Genomic DNA, 15,849 nt, shown 5'->3' with positions numbered 1-15,849 from the left:
AATATACGTATAACACGGGAGGCCGTCATGACCACCGCTATTCGCCTTGATGACAATCTGGTTCGCCATGCCGCTGCGGAAGGGCAGGTTCATCGGCGTTCCACGCCTAAGCAGATCGAGTATTGGGCCGAGATTGGTCGCGCAGTTGCCGGGGAGGTGAGTGCGGAGGATCTGATTGCCATTTTGCAGGGTATCCGGAAGGTGTCGGTTGAGCCTGTGACGGCGGAACCGGTGAGCAGTGATGAGCTGTGGGCAGAGGTGGATCAGGCGCGGGAAAGCGGCGAACTCGGCCGGTCTATTGCCCGTGGGCGTACGGTCTACCAGTCTTCTCCGGAAAAGCCGGGTTATCTCGAGGCCATTCATCCGGACGGTAGCCGGGAAGTTGGCCAGTTCCGCAATGGACGCTTTGAAGCACTGAGTGACCGTGACGACGCAGCCTGAGCTCTGGTTGCTGGTAGGTGGCAATGGCGCCGGCAAATCGACTTTCTATGAGCGTTTTCTGGCCCGTCGAAATATTCCGTTCGTCAACGCCGACAAGATCGCTCGTACGTTGTGGCCGGATTATCCGGAGAAGCACAGTTACGAAGCGGCCTTGATTGCAGAAAAGGAGCGGTTCCGGCTGCTGGAGGAGCGCCAGAGTTTCTGTTTTGAAACGGTGTTTTCCCATCCTTCCAAAGTGGATTTTGTTGGTGCCGCCAAGGCCCATGGTTATCGGATCAGGATGTTTTATTTCCACCTGGAGCTGTCTGATCTGAACAAGGCCCGGGTTGTGTCGAGGGTTCGTTCGGGCGGTCACAGTGTGCCTGAAAAGAAAATAGAATCGAGAATTCCCAGAACGCTCTCTAACCTTCGTCAATGCGCAGGCCTCGTTGATGAGCTTTTCCTTGTTGATAATTCCAGTGCGGACGATCCATTTTTGCGCATCGCCGCCCTGGTGGACGGTGAGTGGCGAACCTTCCACTCACCCTTGCCGGAATGGGCCCGGAGCCTGATTGACTCTTGATGCTTTGAGAGCTGGTTCACATATCTGACGATGCATTCGGTCGGCTGGACCAACGCTTGAGAACATGACACTCCCTTATTATTTGCCGGGTTTCGAAACGCCCTGATAACGCAAATAATAAAGAGGTTTCCGTTATGTTCTCCAGAAAGGCGCTGGTGGCGGCCGTGTTTGTCGGATTGACCGGTTGTGGTGGCTCAGACTCCGGCTCGACCCAATCTCCGGACTCAGCCCAAACCCCGGGCTCAGTCGTCCCTGAATCCAAACCTCCAGCACAGGTGGGCGACAATAAACCGCTTCCCGAAGCCGAAGGTGAAATAAAGGTTCTTTCAAACCGTTCGGATCTCATCAGTGGTGGTGATGCGCTGGTAGAAATTGTTGCTGATAATATTCAGGAAGCGCGCATTCTGCTCAATGACGAGGATGTCACCGGCCAGTTCCAGCTAGTGGAGCCCAATACGATCCGCGGGCTCGTTTCCGGGTTGGGGCTTGGTAGCAACACCCTGGCCGCTCTGCTCGATAACAGAAACAGCAAGCTGACAGCGAGTATTACCAACCACCCTGCAGGTGGTCCGGTCTTTTCAGGCCCTCAGGTTCAGCCATGGCGTTGCACTAACCCGGAAGCCCTGGATGATCAGTGCAACCAGGAACCGGAATATCGCTTCAAGTATGTGCCCGCAGACAAACTGACCAGACTGTTTACTGAGTTTGATCCCTCCTCTCCAGGCCTGCCGGAAGCCTTTCTGCCCTACGATCCCGAAAATCCCCCACCCGAGGATGACATTGCCGAGATCACCACAGATGAAGGGGTGACCATGCCTTTTATCGTCCGTGTCGAAACCGGAGTTTTGAACCGGGACCGGTACCAGGTCATGTCGCTCTTCCAGCCCGGAGAGAATTGGAGCGCACTTAGCCCCCAGGACCAGTGGAATGGCAAAGTCCTTATCCATCATGGCGGTAATGTCGGTGTCAGCTATGGTATGGGGCGGCCACCCAATGGGGATATTTCAGGCCTGACGAACGGAAATGAACTTCTGCTGGGTGACAGCATTTCTGTTGCCCTGGCCCGGGGCTTCATCACACTGTCAACGGCCCAGGCGAACCTGGGGCACAATGTGAATCTGGTGACCGCGGCCGAGTCTCTGATGATGGCCAAGGAGCATATCATCGAACAATACGGACCCATCCGGTACACCATCGGCACCGGGTGTTCCGGTGGTGCGATTGCCCAGCAGCATGTCGCCAACGCCTATCCGGGCATTTATCAGGGGTTGATCGTTCAATGTTCCTATCCCGACGTCTGGACAACCGCAACGCAGTTCGCGGATTACAACCTGATAAGCAATTACCTGGGGCTCCAGATGCCGGAGAGCCAGGAGGAGATGCCGGGGTTCTTTGAGGGCCTGCTGACTAATGGCCTCTTGCCGACACAATGGCCTTTCATCTATGGGCACTTGCCGATTAATCCGGTTGTTTCCGATATGGCGTTCTTCCCGGCGGCCTATCCGGATCAGGAAAACTGCCCCGGCCTTCAAGACGGCGTAGCGGTTTACCATCCGGAAGAGCGGCCTGAAGGTCTGCGCTGCGGCCTCATTGACTATATGGTGAACCAGTTTGGCAAGCGACCGCCTGAAGTCTGGTCGGTGAACGAGCAGATACTGGGTAAGGGCTTTGCCGGCATCCCGCTGGATAACGAAGGTGTCCAGTATGGGTTGAGAGCACTGCAGGAAGGCTTGATCACCGGGGCGCAGTTCCTGGATTTGAATCGCGAGATTGGCGGCTTTGATGTCGATATCAACTACCAATCCGAGCGTACAAGGGGTGATATCGAGGCTATCGAGAACGCCTATCGCACCGGTGCCATCAATACCGCTGAAAATCTTTCTGGCGTGCCCATGATTGATTTGAGGGGGCCAGACCCTGGCTTTGCCCATGATGCCTTTCACTCCTGGCAGACCCGGGCGCGGATAGAAGAGGTGCAGGGGCATTCACTGAATCATGTGATCTGGTACGGAGCGTTTCCGATTGCCGGCGATACCGTGTTTACCACCGAAGCGCTACTGACCATGGATCAGTGGCTCGCGGGAATCGAATCCGATGAACGGGGAGATACGCTCCAGAACAAGCTGATTCGGAATCGGCCGGCATTTGCCCGGGATCGTTGTCTCTCCCTGTCCGGAGCGACTGCCGAATGGGGCGTGATCCTGCCGCTGACCGGGGGACTCCTATACCCCGACCCCGTTATTCCCGGCGTGGACTATGCGCTGGAGCCAAGATTACCGGCAGTCACAGGTGAAATTCTGGACGTCGCGACGGGCCAGGTCTGCGGACTCGATCTGGGGGCGCTGGGGCTTCCTTCTGTTGTGGCCGATCCCTTGTCCCCAATCACGGATGAGGTTGTGAAGGCCCAGGAACTTGTTGTCCAGACGCGCTTCGGTATGCCAAGAACTGTTGCTGGCGATGATATCCGGACACTCAACAATAAATGCGCGCTGAAGCCGGTCGATCCGAAGGATTATCCTGCAAATATTCTGCAAGGCATTTATACGCCCGAGAACTTTGCCCAGCGGGTGGCGGAAATTTTCCCGAACGGCGTGTGCGATTACAGCAAGCCGCCTGTGGGTCAGTCACCAACTGTCACCTGGCTGAAGTACGGGAATGATCAAGAGGTGGAGTATGGAGGCGAGCCTTTGCCGGCAAATGATGAGTGGGTGGAAGGCTGGGCATCGCCGGCTTTTGACGTGAATCTATCCTCCAATCAGTAGAGCCTTCATCGGGGAGCGGGCGCTTGTCCGTTCCCCGCAGCTGTCTCCACGGTGTGCAATTCCGGCCAGGCGCCGGGAACGACAAAATACCGGGAGCGCTCAACCCAGCATTCCCGTCCCGGATGCCATTCCATTCCCGCAAAAAGTGTTGGAATCCTCCGTTTCTCAACCTCGTGTATGGCTGCCCGGGCAGCCTCAGCATCGGGTTGTTCAATCTGGCTCCAGGGACCGATCCAGTGTGGTTTTCTCAGGGGTACCGATTGTTCAAGTTCTGTTAACTCGACATCATTGGCATACCGCCAATGTCCGCGCAGGTGATTTCGGGGCACGTAATCCGGGGGGGCCACGGTTTCCCCGATAGTGGGATAGAACAGATAGCCCGGCATGAAGATCCGTGAGGTGAGGGGGCCGCTGATACCGAGTTGTTCCAGGAGGACCTGTGTTTCCGGTTGGTGGGTGCGACGGCTCTGGTGATGGATGAGGTTGTCGGTCTTGAGGTCCAGACGGTCACGGGCATTGGGACCGTACCAGAGCGTCTGCTGACCTGGCCGAGGTACCCCGAGGTAGTATTTCACGGCGATTTCATGGTGTTCAATCCGGTCTTCGGTCCGGTTATGTACCACAAAATCAAGCTCGCCGATGGTGCGCCCGTTTGACTGTATCTGCTGGTTCTTCAGAAGAATTTCCCAACCGAGCAGTTCCTCCAATAAAACCTGATACAGTCGCTCAAAATAGAATCCCAGCCGGCGTTGCGGTGGTTCCCGGAGTAATGCCGGTGCTATGCCGGGCTCACGGTCCCATGCCTTGAGCGTTTCCAGGTGGTTTGGAGGCAGATAGCGGGCGGGTTCAAACGAAAGTGGCGAACTCAGGAGTTGAGGGGTGTGACACAGCCACGCCAGGTGCCTGACGGCGGGAGTTTGAAGGGCGCAGGGAATATCGCCGGTTGTGATGTCGTCCATGGGCCAAGGATACCGTAAACTATGTCTAAGCGGTAAGATGACCCCGATTGCACAAGGAGCGCGTATGCAATACCTCCACACCATGATCCGGGTGAGTGACCTGGACGAGACTCTGCATTTCTTCTGCGACCTGCTGGGCATGGTCGAGATCAACCGGAAGAGCAGTGAGAAGGGCCGGTTCACCCTGGTGTTTCTGGCGGCACCTGAAGACGAGGCGCGGGCCCGGGAAGACCGTGCGCCGATGATCGAGCTGACCTACAACTGGGATCCGGAGGAATACACCGGCGGCCGCAATTTTGGTCACCTGGCCTACCGCGTGGATGACATTTACGCCCTGTGCGAGAAGCTTCAGGCCAACGGCGTAACCATTAACCGTCCGCCCCGGGATGGCTATATGGCGTTTATCCGGACCCCCGACAACATCTCCATCGAGCTGCTCCAGAAAGGGGAGGCATTGCCTCCGAAAGAGCCCTGGGCAAGCATGGAGAACACGGGTACCTGGTAAGAACTGCCCCGAACCGACCACGGAAAGGCATCAGGATGATGCCGACACAACAGGGAGAAGTTGAATGGAAGACTGGCAAGGATGCCTTGATCCCCAGTGCCAGACCGCATTGCTGCGGGCCCGGGACAACGTCAGCGGGCGAGGTGGCGCAGCCATCACCGTTGAAGATTTCCTGCTTGCGCTACTGGACACCGATCCGTCGATCATACGGTACCTGCGTGGCTGCGGCGTTGATCTGGACGAACTGGTTCGCACCATCCAGTGTGAGCAGCCGATCGTCACTGAAGTGGGCGGGGAGGGGCTGCTGTCCTCCCAGCTGATCTACTGGCTGGCAAGCGCCCGCGAGGCCTTCACCGTACCCTGGCTGGATTGGCCCCACCTGCTGGATACCCTGGCAAGGCGTGCGGAGCGACTCGAGGGCAAAGCCTACGTGGCTCTTCTGGAGCAGGTTCCGAGGTGGCCCGAGCCGGCGGAGCCGGCGCCCCCGGAGGATTTGACCCCGGATGCCCATGCACCGATTGCCATCGCCGACCCGGAGTGGATTGAGTTAGCCGACGATGTCGCGGTGACCGTGGCAGCTTGTTGCCGGGCTCTCGTCTGGGTACGTGGCCCCCGGGGATCAGGCAAATCCAGCTGGCTGCAGTACCTGCTACCTGTGCTCGAGCGGGACTGCGTCGAGATCGATCTCCGCCGGGAAGCAGAACTGATGGCCAGTGATCTTCCCGTCATACCGGTGCGCGAAGCGGATAATGAGGCAGACTGTTCCCGAAGCTGGCCATTGCTGGTGCTCGACAATGTGTCGCCGGCTGATCTTCTGGCGTTGATGGACGCGCCGGGAGCGTTGGCGTCGGAACTGCTTACGAGCTGGTCCGGCCCCGTGTTGCTGCTGGGCCCGCAAGGACCGGATGATGCGTCGGCGGCTCAGGCTCTGCAGCACCGGCTGGGGCGCCGCCTCGATGTCCTGGATATGCCGCCGGCCAGTCAAACACAGCGAAAAGCCATCCTGACTGCCCACCAGTCCGCTATCGAAAGGCAATGGAATATTCAGTTACCACATTCGGTCATAGGTTATGTCGTGTCCAGCCGAAGCCGTTGCGTGAGTACGCCCGGCGGCATGCTCGAGTGGGTCGGGCGCGCTGCGGCACGCTTGAGCCTGTTTGCGGGAAGAGGGCCGGTGGAAGCAGCGGCGCTGGCCGGGCAGGCGGATACCCTGAGGCGGCAGGGACTGGTTGCCATGGCGCGGCAGGAGGCCGTTGAGGAGTTTGAGCAGTCTCTTGACGACATTGAGCTCCGGCGAGCTGCCGCGGAAGTTGCCTGGCGCGAACGCAAGGCCGCCGGCAACCTGCGCCGACTTTCTGTCGAGGATTTGCGACGTGAACTGGAACAGTGGGTTGCAGCGGGCCCCGGCCCGGTTCACTATGTGCTGCATTGTGACCAACAGCATGGAGATTCCGCGAGTGCAGGATCTGGAAATCTACATTCGTGACCTGGCACCGAACCAGGTGTCACAGTGGCTTGAGGCCAACGTTGACAACCTCGCCCTGGACGACACCGATGTGTCCGCGGTTATCAAGGGTACTGCCTCCTACGAGGGGGTCTCAGTGCGTATTACGCTGTACCCGGGAGCCTTTGGCAAGCGCTTCACATCGCTGGTGCTCGAAGGGGAAGAGCTGCCCTGGGGTAGCGACCTGGATTGCGCACGAAGTGCCTGGAGGGCAATGGATACCGAGATCCGCTGCAGTCCGGGTGACTGGCAGGAAGGTGAGCCGGTCGAGGATGAGAAGTGGTGGCGCCTGGACAGTCGCGGTGAACAGAAGGTGGTCTGGAATTGAAAAAGGCAGCCGCGAAGGCTGCCTTTTTCGTTGTCTTCAGGGGGGCGGATCAGTCGCTCAGGATTGAGACGTTGTCGGCCTGAAGACCCTTGTCAGCTTCAACGACGTTGAAGCGAACCAGCTGGCCCTGGCGCAGGACCCGGCGGCCGCGACCACGGATGGCACGGAAGTGCACGAATACTTCGTCGCCGCTGTCACGGACGATAAAGCCGAACCCTTTCTTGACGTTGAACCACTTCACGGTCCCTTCTTCATCGCCTTCCGGGGTGCTGTCATCGAAATCGCCCTCGTCCTCGTCATTATTACGCTGGGGACGGGAAGGTGCGCGACGGGCATTGCTCTGTGCGGTCTGTTGCTTGGCAGAGAGTGTTACGGCCAGGAAGCCGGCAATGCCGAACAGGACCAGGGTGATGATGTAGGCAGCAATGCCCCGGTTGCTTCCGAGAGCTTCAATCACTTCGCCGGCAGCAATCAGGCGCAGCGGCTCAGGGGTGGCGGTCAGAATAAAGGCCAGGATCAATGGTGCGGGAATCGCGATCAGAACAGCGACAAGGATCGCTTTGGCTGGATTACGCATTGAAGGTAACTTCTCCATTTTTGTAACGCTAACGATAAAGAACCGGATATCAGGTAAACTCACGCATCCGGCCGGTGAAAACCGCCAGATCCTGAAAATAAGGGGAGGCTGGCGGAGAAAAGCGGCATATTACCAGATAATCCCGAGCGCTGACCAAACCGATGACACAGAAAGACCTCGAAGCCCGACTCGACGAACTCGAAATGCGGATCGCCTTTCAGGATGAAGTGATCAACACCCTGAGTGAGCAGGTGGCCAAGCAGGAAATGGATATCCGGGAGCTGTGGGAGGCGAAGCGATTACTGCACAAGCAGCTGAAGGATGTGTCGCCGTCGAATATCAAGCCGGAGGACCAGGAGGCGCCGCCTCCGCATTATTGAGCGGCCAGGTCGGGGGCAGGCCCGAAGATGGGGTCTAACTCGGGGGGCTGATGAAGACTTTCATCTGACCCCGGTTTCAACTTGACTCGGGGTCAGATGAACGAGTTCATCAGACCCCTGGGGTACTTCAGACCCCTGGGGTAAAAGCTTTCTTCTGACCCCTCTTTCACGCCAGCAATTCCACCAGAATCTGCTCATAAATCTCCGACAGCGTATCCAGATCCTCCGCCTTCACACACTCATCCACCTTGTGAATGGTCGCGTTGATGGGGCCGAGTTCCACGACCTGGGCGCCGGTGGGGGCGATAAAGCGGCCGTCGGAGGTGCCACCGGAGGTGGAGAGTTCGGTTTCGCGACCGGTTACGGTACGGATGGCGTCCTGGCTGGCGGATACAAGCGCACCGCGGTCAGTCAGGAAGGGGCGGCCGCTGAGGTGCCATTGCAGGTCGTACTTCAGCTTGTGGCGGTCCAGGATGGCAACTACGCGCTCTTCCAGGCTTTCCGCCGTGTTCTCGGTGCAGTAGCGGAAGTTGAAATGCACCAGGCACTCGCCGGGGATGATGTTGCTGCCGGTTCCCGCCTCGATCCTGGTGATCTGGAAGGTGGTGGGCGGGAAAAAGTCGTTGCCGTTGTCCCAGAACTCGTTGGCCAGGGCGTCCAGTGCCGGCGCCACGGAATGCACCGGGTTCTCAGCCAGGTGCGGGTAGGCGACATGGCCCTGGATACCGTGCACGGTCAGGTAGCCGTGCAGCGAACCGCGGCGGCCGTTCTTGATCACATCACCGACCTGGTGGGTACTGGATGGCTCACCGATCAGGCACCAGTCGATCTTCTCGTTGCGGGCTTCCAGGGTTTCCACAACTTTGACGGTACCCTCTTTCGCCGGGCCTTCCTCATCGCTGGTAATCAGTAATGCGATGGAGCCACGGTGTTCGGGATGTGCCTTCACAAAACGTTCACAGGCAGTGATGAAGGCCGCCAGACTGCCTTTCATATCCGCCGCGCCGCGGCCGTAGAGGTAGCCCTCATTAATCACCGGATCGAACGGCGGATGCGCCCAGTTTTTCTCCGGGCCGGTCGGGACCACATCGGTGTGACCCGCAAAAGCCAGTACCGGGCCCTCAGAGCCCTTGCGAGCCCAAAGGTTGTCGGTGTCCCCGAAGCGCAGGTTCTCACCATCAAATCCCAGCGGCGCCAGTCGGGACATCATCAGCTCCTGGCAGCCGGCGTCATCCGGGGTGACCGATTGCCGGCGAATCAGATCCATGGCGAGTTCCAGGGTGGGCGATGTGCTCATTGCTTGACCTTGTCTGGTGTAAGTGGGGCAGGTTCAAAGTCGGAGTCTGAAGAAAGCCTTCTTCTGACCCCATTCTCAGCTTTAACTTGGGGTCAGATGAACAAGTTCATCAGACCCCTGGGGTGATCAGCCCCCTGAGATAGGCCAGACCCCGGTTCGGCTGATCAGTTATTCGCGTGCAGCTCTTCGTTCAGCTCAATCGCGGTCTTGTTGGTCTTGCACTCGACCGCGCCGGTCTGGCTGTTGCGGCGGAACAGGAGGTCCGGTTTACCGGCCAGGTCGCGGGCCTTGATCACTTCCACCAGTTCGTTGCTGTCGTCCAGCAGGGCGACTTTGGTGCCGGAGGTGATGTACAGGCCGGCTTCCACGGTGCAGCGATCGCCCAGGGGGATGCCGATGCCGGCGTTGGCGCCGAGCAGGCAGTTCTCGCCCACGGAGATGATGATGTTGCCGCCGCCGGAGAGGGTGCCCATGGTGGAGCAGCCGCCGCCGAGGTCGGAGCCCTTGCCGATCATCACGCCCGCGGAGATCCGGCCCTCAATCATGGAGGTGCCTTCAGTGCCGGCGTTGAAGTTGATGAAGCCTTCATGCATCACGGTGGTGCCTTCGCCCACATAGGCGCCGAGGCGCACGCGGGCGGTATCGGCGATACGGACGCCCTTGGGTACCACGTAGTCGGTCATCTGCGGGAACTTGTCGACGGACTTCACTTCCAGGGTCCGGCCTTCAATACGAGCCTGGAGCTGGCGGTCGGCCAGTTCGTTCAGGTCGATGGCGCCTTCGTTGGTCCACGCCAGGTTCGGCAGCAGGCCGAAGATACCGTCCAGCTTGACACCATGAGGCTTGACCAGGCGGTGGGAGATCAGGTGCAGCTTGAGGTACACCTCCGGGGTGCTGGAGGCGGTATCGTCGCTGGCAAGCACGGTGACCACGACCGGGCGCTCACTCTTGGCTGCTTTCTCGGCCAGCGTGGCCTGGTCGGTCTCGCCAACCTGGCGGAGGGCGTTCGCGAACTGGAGCAGCTGTTCAGCGTTGGCCTCGATGGCCTGATTGCCGCCCTGGTAATCGAGCGCGCCTTCAACCACGTCGATCAGCGCCTTGTCGGGGGTCATGATCGGCTGCTGGTAGTAAACCTCCAGCCACTCGCCCTGGTTGTTCTGGGTGCCGATGCCGATACCGAATGCAAAACTCATCTGGTGGTTGCTCCTGTCTTTAAATTTGAACATGGGGTCTGAAGAACGCTTTCTTCTGACCCCTTTTTTGAAATCTCAACTCGGGGCTGGGGCTGAAAACGGGGTCAGATGAAGGCTTTCATCTGACCCCACCTTCACCTTCACCAAAATTAGCCAATCCCCTTTTCAGCCCATTCGTCGGCCTTGAAACCGACAAAAACGTCGCCGTCATGCTCCACCACCGGCCGCTTAATGATGGACGGGTTTTCGAGCATGATGTCGTGGGCGGATTGGGCGCTAATGGTATCACGAACCTCGTCGGGAAGTTTGCGCCAGGTGGTGCCGCGGCGGTTGAGCAGGGGCTCCCAGCCGATCGCCTGTTCCCATTCGCTGAGTTTCTCGCTGCTCAGGCCGTCCTTTTTGAAGTCGTGAAAGTCGTAGGAGATGCCCTGGTCGTCGAGCCACTTGCGGGCTTTCTTGACGGTGTCGCAGTTTTTGATGCCGTAGAGTTTCATGGTTTATCCATTCGCCTTCACAAACTCAACAATCCGCCTCGCTGCCTCCACACACTCCTCCAGCGGCGCCACCAGCGCCATGCGCACGCGGTTTTCGCCGGGGTTGTGGCGATCCACGGTGCGGGAAAGGTAGCGGCCGGGGAGTACGTGGACGTTCTGCTGGGCGGACAGCTCCCGGGCGAAGGTTTCGTCGTCCATCGGGGTTTCCGGCCAGAGGTAGAAGCCGGCATCGGGGAAGTCGACGTTCATCACTTCCCGCAGGATGGGCACCACGGCCTCGAATTTGGCCCGGTAGGCGGCGCGGTTTTCGCGCACGTGGTCTTCATCGTTCCAGGCGGCGATGCTGGCCAACTGGTTGTGAATGGGCATGGCGCAGCCGTGGTAGGTGCGGTATTTCAGGTAGCCCTTCAGCACGTCCGCATCCCCGGCCACGAAGCCGGAGCGCAGGCCTGGCAGGTTGCTGCGCTTGGACAGGCTGTGGAACACGATGCAACGCTTGAAGTCATGCCGGCCCAGTGCCGCGCAGGTTTGCAGCAGGCCCTCGGGCGGGTTGCCTTCATCCGGGTAGAGTTCCGAGTAACACTCATCGGAGGCGATGATGAAATCGTGCTGGTCGGCAAGTTCGATCACTTTGGCCAGAGTGTCCCTGGGAATCACGGCACCGCTGGGGTTGCCGGGGGAGCACAGGAACAGCAGCTGGCAATCTTCCCAGACGCTCTCCGGTACCGCGTCAAAATCCGGAATAAACCCGTTTTCCCCGTCGCAGGGCAGATACACCGGATCCGCGCCGGCGAGGAAGGCCGCGCCTTCATAGATCTGGTAGAACGGGTTCGGGCTCACCACCTTGGCCGGCTTGCGGGTATCGATGACGGCCTGGACCAGGGCGAAGATCGCTTCACGGGTGCCGTTTACCGGCACCACATTGGCCGTCGGATCCAGAGAGCCCGCGGAGAGCTTGAAGCGCCGGGTGGCCCAGTCGGCGATGGCCTGCCTCAGTTCATCCGTGCCCTTGGTGGTGGGGTAGTTCGCCAGTTTGTCCAGGTTGTCGGCGATCACCTGTTTCACGAACTCCGGAGAAGGGTGCTTGGGCTCACCAATCCCCAGGGAAATTGGCGCCAGATGCTCGGGCACGCTGATGCCGGCCTTCAGCTTGGCCAGCTTTTCAAAAGGATAGGGGTGTAATCGGTCAAGATTCTGGTTCATTGAATATCGTCCAGCATTTTACAGAGGGCATCCTGAAGGGCCTGGCATTTCGTGGGATCGCTGAGCGGGCCGCCGTGCTCGTCGGTAACAAAGAACACGTCCTCAACCCGTTCGCCCAGGGTGGCGATCTTGGCGTTGCTGAGGCGGACCCGGTGTTCCAGTAGCACCTGACCAATGCGGGCCAGGAGGCCCGGGCGGTCCGGGGTGATCACTTCCATCACCGTGCGCTGGTTGACCGTGTCATTGGAGAAAGTCACCTCGGTGGGGAAGGCGAAGTGCTTCAGCTGCCGCGGCGTGCGCCGATGGATGATGTCCGGATAGTCCTCGGGATCGTCCAGCTCCTCGATCAGGCGCTTGCGCACCCGCTCCTTGCGGGCCGGATCCACGCCCAGGGGCTGGCCCTGCTCGTCCAGCACCACGTAGGAGCTGATCGAGAACGGTCCCTCGCCGGAGCTGATGCGGGCGTCAACGATGTTGAGGTTCAGTTGTTCCAGCACCGCCGTCGTCGCAGCAAACAGCGCCACCCGGTCTTTCATATAGATGATGATCTGGGAGTAACCCTCGCTGGGCCCGCCCCGGGTGTCCCGGATCAGGATCAGCGGATCGGGGTTATCGCCGTGGCGGATGATGGCTGCGGTCTGCCAGGCAATATCCACCGTGGAATCCTGAAGGAAGTAGTCTTCATCCACCGTGTCCCATACACCGTCGATCTGCTCGTCCGTCATGTTCTGGGCGTGCAGAATCTCCCGGGCTTCGGACTGGGTGGCCCGCACCCATTCCTGCCGGTCCACCGGCGTTTCCGTGCCCCGGCGCAAGGCCCGCTTGGCTTCGATGTAAAGCTGCCTGAGCAGGGAAGCCCGCCAGGTGTTCCACAGCTTCGGGTTGGTGGCGCTGATGTCGCACACCGTCATGATGTACAGGTAGTCCAGGTGCGCCTGGCTGGGCACGGCCTTGGCGAAGGCATGGATGATCTGCGGGTCGGAGATATCCTTGCGCTGGGCGGTCATGGACATCAGCAGATGGTTCTCCACCAGCCAGGACACCAGCTGGGTGTCCCGCTCGCTCAGATGGTGCCGCTGGCAGAACGCCGCCGCATCCACTGCGCCCAGTTCGGAATGGTCACCGCCGCGGCCCTTGGCGATGTCGTGGTAAAGGCCGGCAATATACAGGGTCTCGAGCTTCGGCAGGTGGTGAATCAGCCGGGAGGCCAGGGGGTAATCCGACCGGGTCTCGGCACGGTTCAGACGAACCATGTTGCGGATGACCCGCATGGTGTGGGCGTCCACCGTGTAGATGTGGAACAGGTCGTGCTGCATCTGGCCGATGATCTGGCCGAACTCCGGCAGGTAGCGCCCGAGCACGTTGTACTTTTTCATGGCGCCCAGGGTCTGGTCCAGGTCGTGTGGGGTGCGCAGCAGTTCCATGAACAGGGTAGTTACCGCCAGGTCCGAGCGGAACGCATCGTCAATCAGGTGCCGGTGCGCCCGCAGGGAGCGGATGGTGGTCGCCCGGATGCCCTTGATTTCCGGGTGCTGGGCCATCAGCACGAAGATCTCCATGATGGCATAGGGCGCGTAGGCGAAAACCTGGTTGTTCACCGCCTCTATATAGCGGTTGCGAATCTGGAAACGCTTGTTCAGCGGCTGGAAGTCGTCCTCGTCACCGGCACCGAGAATGGCCTCGTCATAGTACTGGAGGATCACGTCGGTGAGCTCGGCCAGGGCCAGCACGGTGCGGTAATAGGACTGCATCATCAGCTCGACGCCCAGGCGTTTGTCTTCGTCCCGGTAACCGAGCATTTCGGCCAGGGCGCGCTGGTGATCGAACAGCAGCCGGTTCTCGTTCCGGTCGGCCAGCAGCTGCAGGCCGTAGCGGAGCTTCCAGAGCAGGGTCTCGCCCTGGTACAGAATCTGGTGTTCCTCTTCGGTCAGGATGCTGAAGCGGGTCAGGTCGGCAATGTTCTGCAGGCCGAAGTGCCGCTTGGTGATCCAGCCAATGGTCTGGATGTCGCGTAACGCACCGGGTGAGCCCTTCACGTTGGGCTCAAGATTGTATTCGGTATCACCGTATTTCTTGTGGCGTTCCTGCTGCTCTTCGCGCTTGGCAATGAAGTAGTCGCGATCGGTGCTGACGTCGTCCGAGTAGACCTGTTCACTCAGATACTGCCGCAGGCTGTCCGGGCCGGCGATGGTCCGGGTTTCCAGCAGGTTGGTGAGGATGGTGACATCCTCACGGGCGGCGGCCATGCTCTCTTCGATACTGCGAACGCTGTGGCCGATGTCCAGCTTCAGGTCCCAGAGCAGGGTCACGAAGGCACCGAGGTCGTCCTGCCATTCTTCCCGAATGCCGTCCCGGGTCAGGATCAGCAGGTCGATGTCGGAATGGGGGTGCAACTCGCCGCGCCCGTAGCCACCGACGGCGACGAGCGCGATATCTTCGGAACTGGCGAAGGGGTAGCGGTTCCAGATCAGTCTCAGAACCGTATCGATCGTGTCCGACCTGGAATGGACGAGGGCCCGGACATCCGCGCCCTGGCGAAACGCCTTGGCATCAGCGGTGTACCTTTCCTTTAACAGTTCCCTTGCCGCGGAAACCGGAGACGGGTCATTGCTGATGCGGTGTTCCAGGTCGTTTCGGTCCACTTAGAAGGACTCTTCCGATCGTTTGGTCAGAATCTCGTGGCCGTCGGCGGTCACGAGGATGGTGTGTTCCCACTGGGCCGAAAGCTTGTGATCCTTGGTGACCACGGTCCAGCCGTCCGGCAGCAGTTTGGTCTGGTACTTGCCCTGGTTGATCATCGGCTCGATGGTGAAAGTCATGCCTTCCTGCAGCTCCAGGCCGGTACCCGGCTTGCCATAGTGCATCACCTGCGGCTCTTCGTGGAACACCTTGCCTATACCGTGGCCACAGTAGTCCCGGACCACCGAATAGTGGTGCTTCTCGGCATGTTTCTGGATCACGTTGCCGATATCACCGAGGCGGGTTCCGGGCTTCACCAGTTCGATACCTTTATAGAGGCATTCCTGGGTGATCCGGATCAGGCGCTCGGTGCCTGGCTTGGGCTTGCCCACGATCCACATCTTGCTGGTGTCGCCATGGTATTCATCCTTGATCACGGTGACATCGATGTTGAGGATGTCGCCGTCCTTCAATACTTTCTTTTCGGACGGAATGCCGTGGCAGATCACATGGTTGACCGACGTGCAGATGGACTTCGGAAACCCCTTATAATTGAGAGGCGCGGGAATGGCCTTCTGAACGTTCACGATATAGTCGTGGCAAATGCGATCCAGTTCCTCGGTGGAAACGCCGGGCTTGATATGCTCGTCGATCATTTCCAGAACTTCCGCCGCCAGACGGCCGGCTACGCGCATTTTCTCGATTTCTTCCGGGGTCTTTATCGATACCTGCATCGGGCTTCCTGTTGATTTGAATCAAACCAGCATTTTAAGGGCGCGGGAAGCTGCGTACAAGGAAGCTTCCCGGCAAAATTAATGGCGTTGCCGGGGCGATTTATGGTATAAACGCGCCCGCCGGAAACGAATCCGGCAAATTCACACACGTGTCGGCACGTTGTCCCAGGGTGCCTTCTTCTGTTTTATACGGGAGTTGGTTGGGTCAATCGGACGCGTGGAGGCCTAACC

Annotated in this window: 15 protein-coding genes; 7 read left to right on the top strand and 8 right to left on the bottom strand. The window is 59.4% G+C overall.

Going from position 1 to position 15,849, the window contains the following annotated elements; translation table 11 throughout:
- The first annotated feature begins 27 nt into the window (after nucleotides 1-27).
- The 3 genes from ACQUTG_RS13645 (at nucleotide 28) to ACQUTG_RS13635 (ending at nucleotide 3,765) form a co-directional block, all read left to right on the top strand.
- Nucleotides 28-441 carry a TA system antitoxin ParD family protein gene (locus ACQUTG_RS13645; protein WP_428919937.1) on the top strand — a complete coding sequence of 138 codons (414 nt, stop codon included), beginning with the start codon at nucleotides 28-30 and terminating at the stop codon, nucleotides 439-441.
- On the top strand, nucleotides 425-1,003 hold the full coding sequence (locus ACQUTG_RS13640; protein ID WP_428919936.1) for an AAA family ATPase: 579 nt from the start codon (nucleotides 425-427) through the stop codon (nucleotides 1,001-1,003). Before ACQUTG_RS13645 ends, ACQUTG_RS13640 begins: the two co-directional genes overlap by 17 nt.
- Nucleotides 1,004-1,137: 134 nt before the next feature.
- The gene (locus tag ACQUTG_RS13635; RefSeq protein ID WP_428919935.1) at nucleotides 1,138-3,765 is read left to right on the top strand and encodes a DUF6351 family protein; all 2,628 of its coding nucleotides are present in this window, start codon (nucleotides 1,138-1,140) and stop codon (nucleotides 3,763-3,765) included.
- Between the two features lie 5 nt (nucleotides 3,766-3,770).
- Here the strand turns inward: ACQUTG_RS13635 and ACQUTG_RS13630 are convergent, their stop codons facing one another.
- Complete coding sequence (locus ACQUTG_RS13630) at nucleotides 3,771-4,724, bottom strand: DUF1853 family protein (RefSeq protein ID WP_428919934.1); 954 nt, start codon at nucleotides 4,722-4,724, stop codon at nucleotides 3,771-3,773.
- 64 nt (nucleotides 4,725-4,788) lie between these two features.
- On the opposite strand from ACQUTG_RS13630, the gene ACQUTG_RS13625 reads away from it, so the two are divergent.
- From ACQUTG_RS13625 to ACQUTG_RS13615, 3 genes are all read left to right on the top strand, one after another.
- Nucleotides 4,789-5,229 (top strand): VOC family protein, encoded by a 441-nt coding sequence (locus ACQUTG_RS13625; RefSeq protein ID WP_092004352.1) that lies wholly within the window; start codon nucleotides 4,789-4,791, stop codon nucleotides 5,227-5,229.
- 64 nt (nucleotides 5,230-5,293) lie between these two features.
- Nucleotides 5,294-6,715 (top strand): hypothetical protein, encoded by a 1,422-nt coding sequence (locus ACQUTG_RS13620; protein WP_428919933.1) that lies wholly within the window; start codon nucleotides 5,294-5,296, stop codon nucleotides 6,713-6,715.
- The gene (locus ACQUTG_RS13615) at nucleotides 6,687-7,061 is read left to right on the top strand and encodes a hypothetical protein (RefSeq protein ID WP_428919932.1); all 375 of its coding nucleotides are present in this window, start codon (nucleotides 6,687-6,689) and stop codon (nucleotides 7,059-7,061) included. The genes ACQUTG_RS13620 and ACQUTG_RS13615 overlap by 29 nt, the downstream gene beginning before the upstream one ends.
- 49 nt (nucleotides 7,062-7,110) lie before the next feature.
- Here the strand turns inward: ACQUTG_RS13615 and ACQUTG_RS13610 are convergent, their stop codons facing one another.
- A complete protein-coding gene (locus tag ACQUTG_RS13610) occupies nucleotides 7,111-7,638 on the bottom strand; it encodes a cold-shock protein (protein WP_428919931.1) in 528 nt (175 codons plus the stop codon).
- Between the two features lie 161 nt (nucleotides 7,639-7,799).
- Here ACQUTG_RS13610 and ACQUTG_RS13605 point away from each other — a divergent pair, with 161 nt between their 5' ends.
- On the top strand, nucleotides 7,800-8,018 hold the full coding sequence (locus tag ACQUTG_RS13605) for a SlyX family protein (RefSeq protein WP_428919930.1): 219 nt from the start codon (nucleotides 7,800-7,802) through the stop codon (nucleotides 8,016-8,018).
- Between the two features lie 166 nt (nucleotides 8,019-8,184).
- Here ACQUTG_RS13605 and dapE read toward each other — a convergent pair whose 3' ends face one another.
- The 6 genes from dapE to map form a co-directional block, all read right to left on the bottom strand.
- On the bottom strand, nucleotides 8,185-9,315 hold the full coding sequence (gene dapE / locus ACQUTG_RS13600) for a succinyl-diaminopimelate desuccinylase (RefSeq protein WP_428919929.1): 1,131 nt from the start codon (nucleotides 9,313-9,315) through the stop codon (nucleotides 8,185-8,187).
- A gap of 164 nt (nucleotides 9,316-9,479) precedes the next feature.
- Nucleotides 9,480-10,508 (bottom strand): 2,3,4,5-tetrahydropyridine-2,6-dicarboxylate N-succinyltransferase, encoded by a 1,029-nt coding sequence (dapD, locus tag ACQUTG_RS13595; protein ID WP_428919928.1) that lies wholly within the window; start codon nucleotides 10,506-10,508, stop codon nucleotides 9,480-9,482.
- A gap of 149 nt (nucleotides 10,509-10,657) precedes the next feature.
- Nucleotides 10,658-11,002 carry an ArsC family reductase gene (locus ACQUTG_RS13590; protein ID WP_428919927.1) on the bottom strand — a complete coding sequence of 115 codons (345 nt, stop codon included), beginning with the start codon at nucleotides 11,000-11,002 and terminating at the stop codon, nucleotides 10,658-10,660.
- Nucleotides 11,003-11,005: 3 nt separating this feature from the next.
- Nucleotides 11,006-12,205 carry a succinyldiaminopimelate transaminase gene (dapC, locus tag ACQUTG_RS13585; protein WP_428919926.1) on the bottom strand — a complete coding sequence of 400 codons (1,200 nt, stop codon included), beginning with the start codon at nucleotides 12,203-12,205 and terminating at the stop codon, nucleotides 11,006-11,008.
- Nucleotides 12,202-14,847, bottom strand: a complete 2,646-nt coding sequence (locus ACQUTG_RS13580) for a [protein-PII] uridylyltransferase (protein WP_428919925.1) — start codon at nucleotides 14,845-14,847, stop codon at nucleotides 12,202-12,204. The genes dapC and ACQUTG_RS13580 overlap by 4 nt, the downstream gene beginning before the upstream one ends.
- Entirely contained in the window at nucleotides 14,848-15,618 is a 771-nt protein-coding gene (gene map / locus ACQUTG_RS13575; protein WP_428919924.1) for a type I methionyl aminopeptidase, read from the bottom strand.
- Nucleotides 15,619-15,849: the final 231 nt, after the last annotated feature.

The sequence above is a fragment of the Marinobacter sp. DUT-1 genome, assembly GCF_050379415.1.
Taxonomy (GTDB): domain Bacteria; phylum Pseudomonadota; class Gammaproteobacteria; order Pseudomonadales; family Oleiphilaceae; genus Marinobacter.
This window is presented reverse-complemented; position numbering and strand designations above follow the sequence as displayed.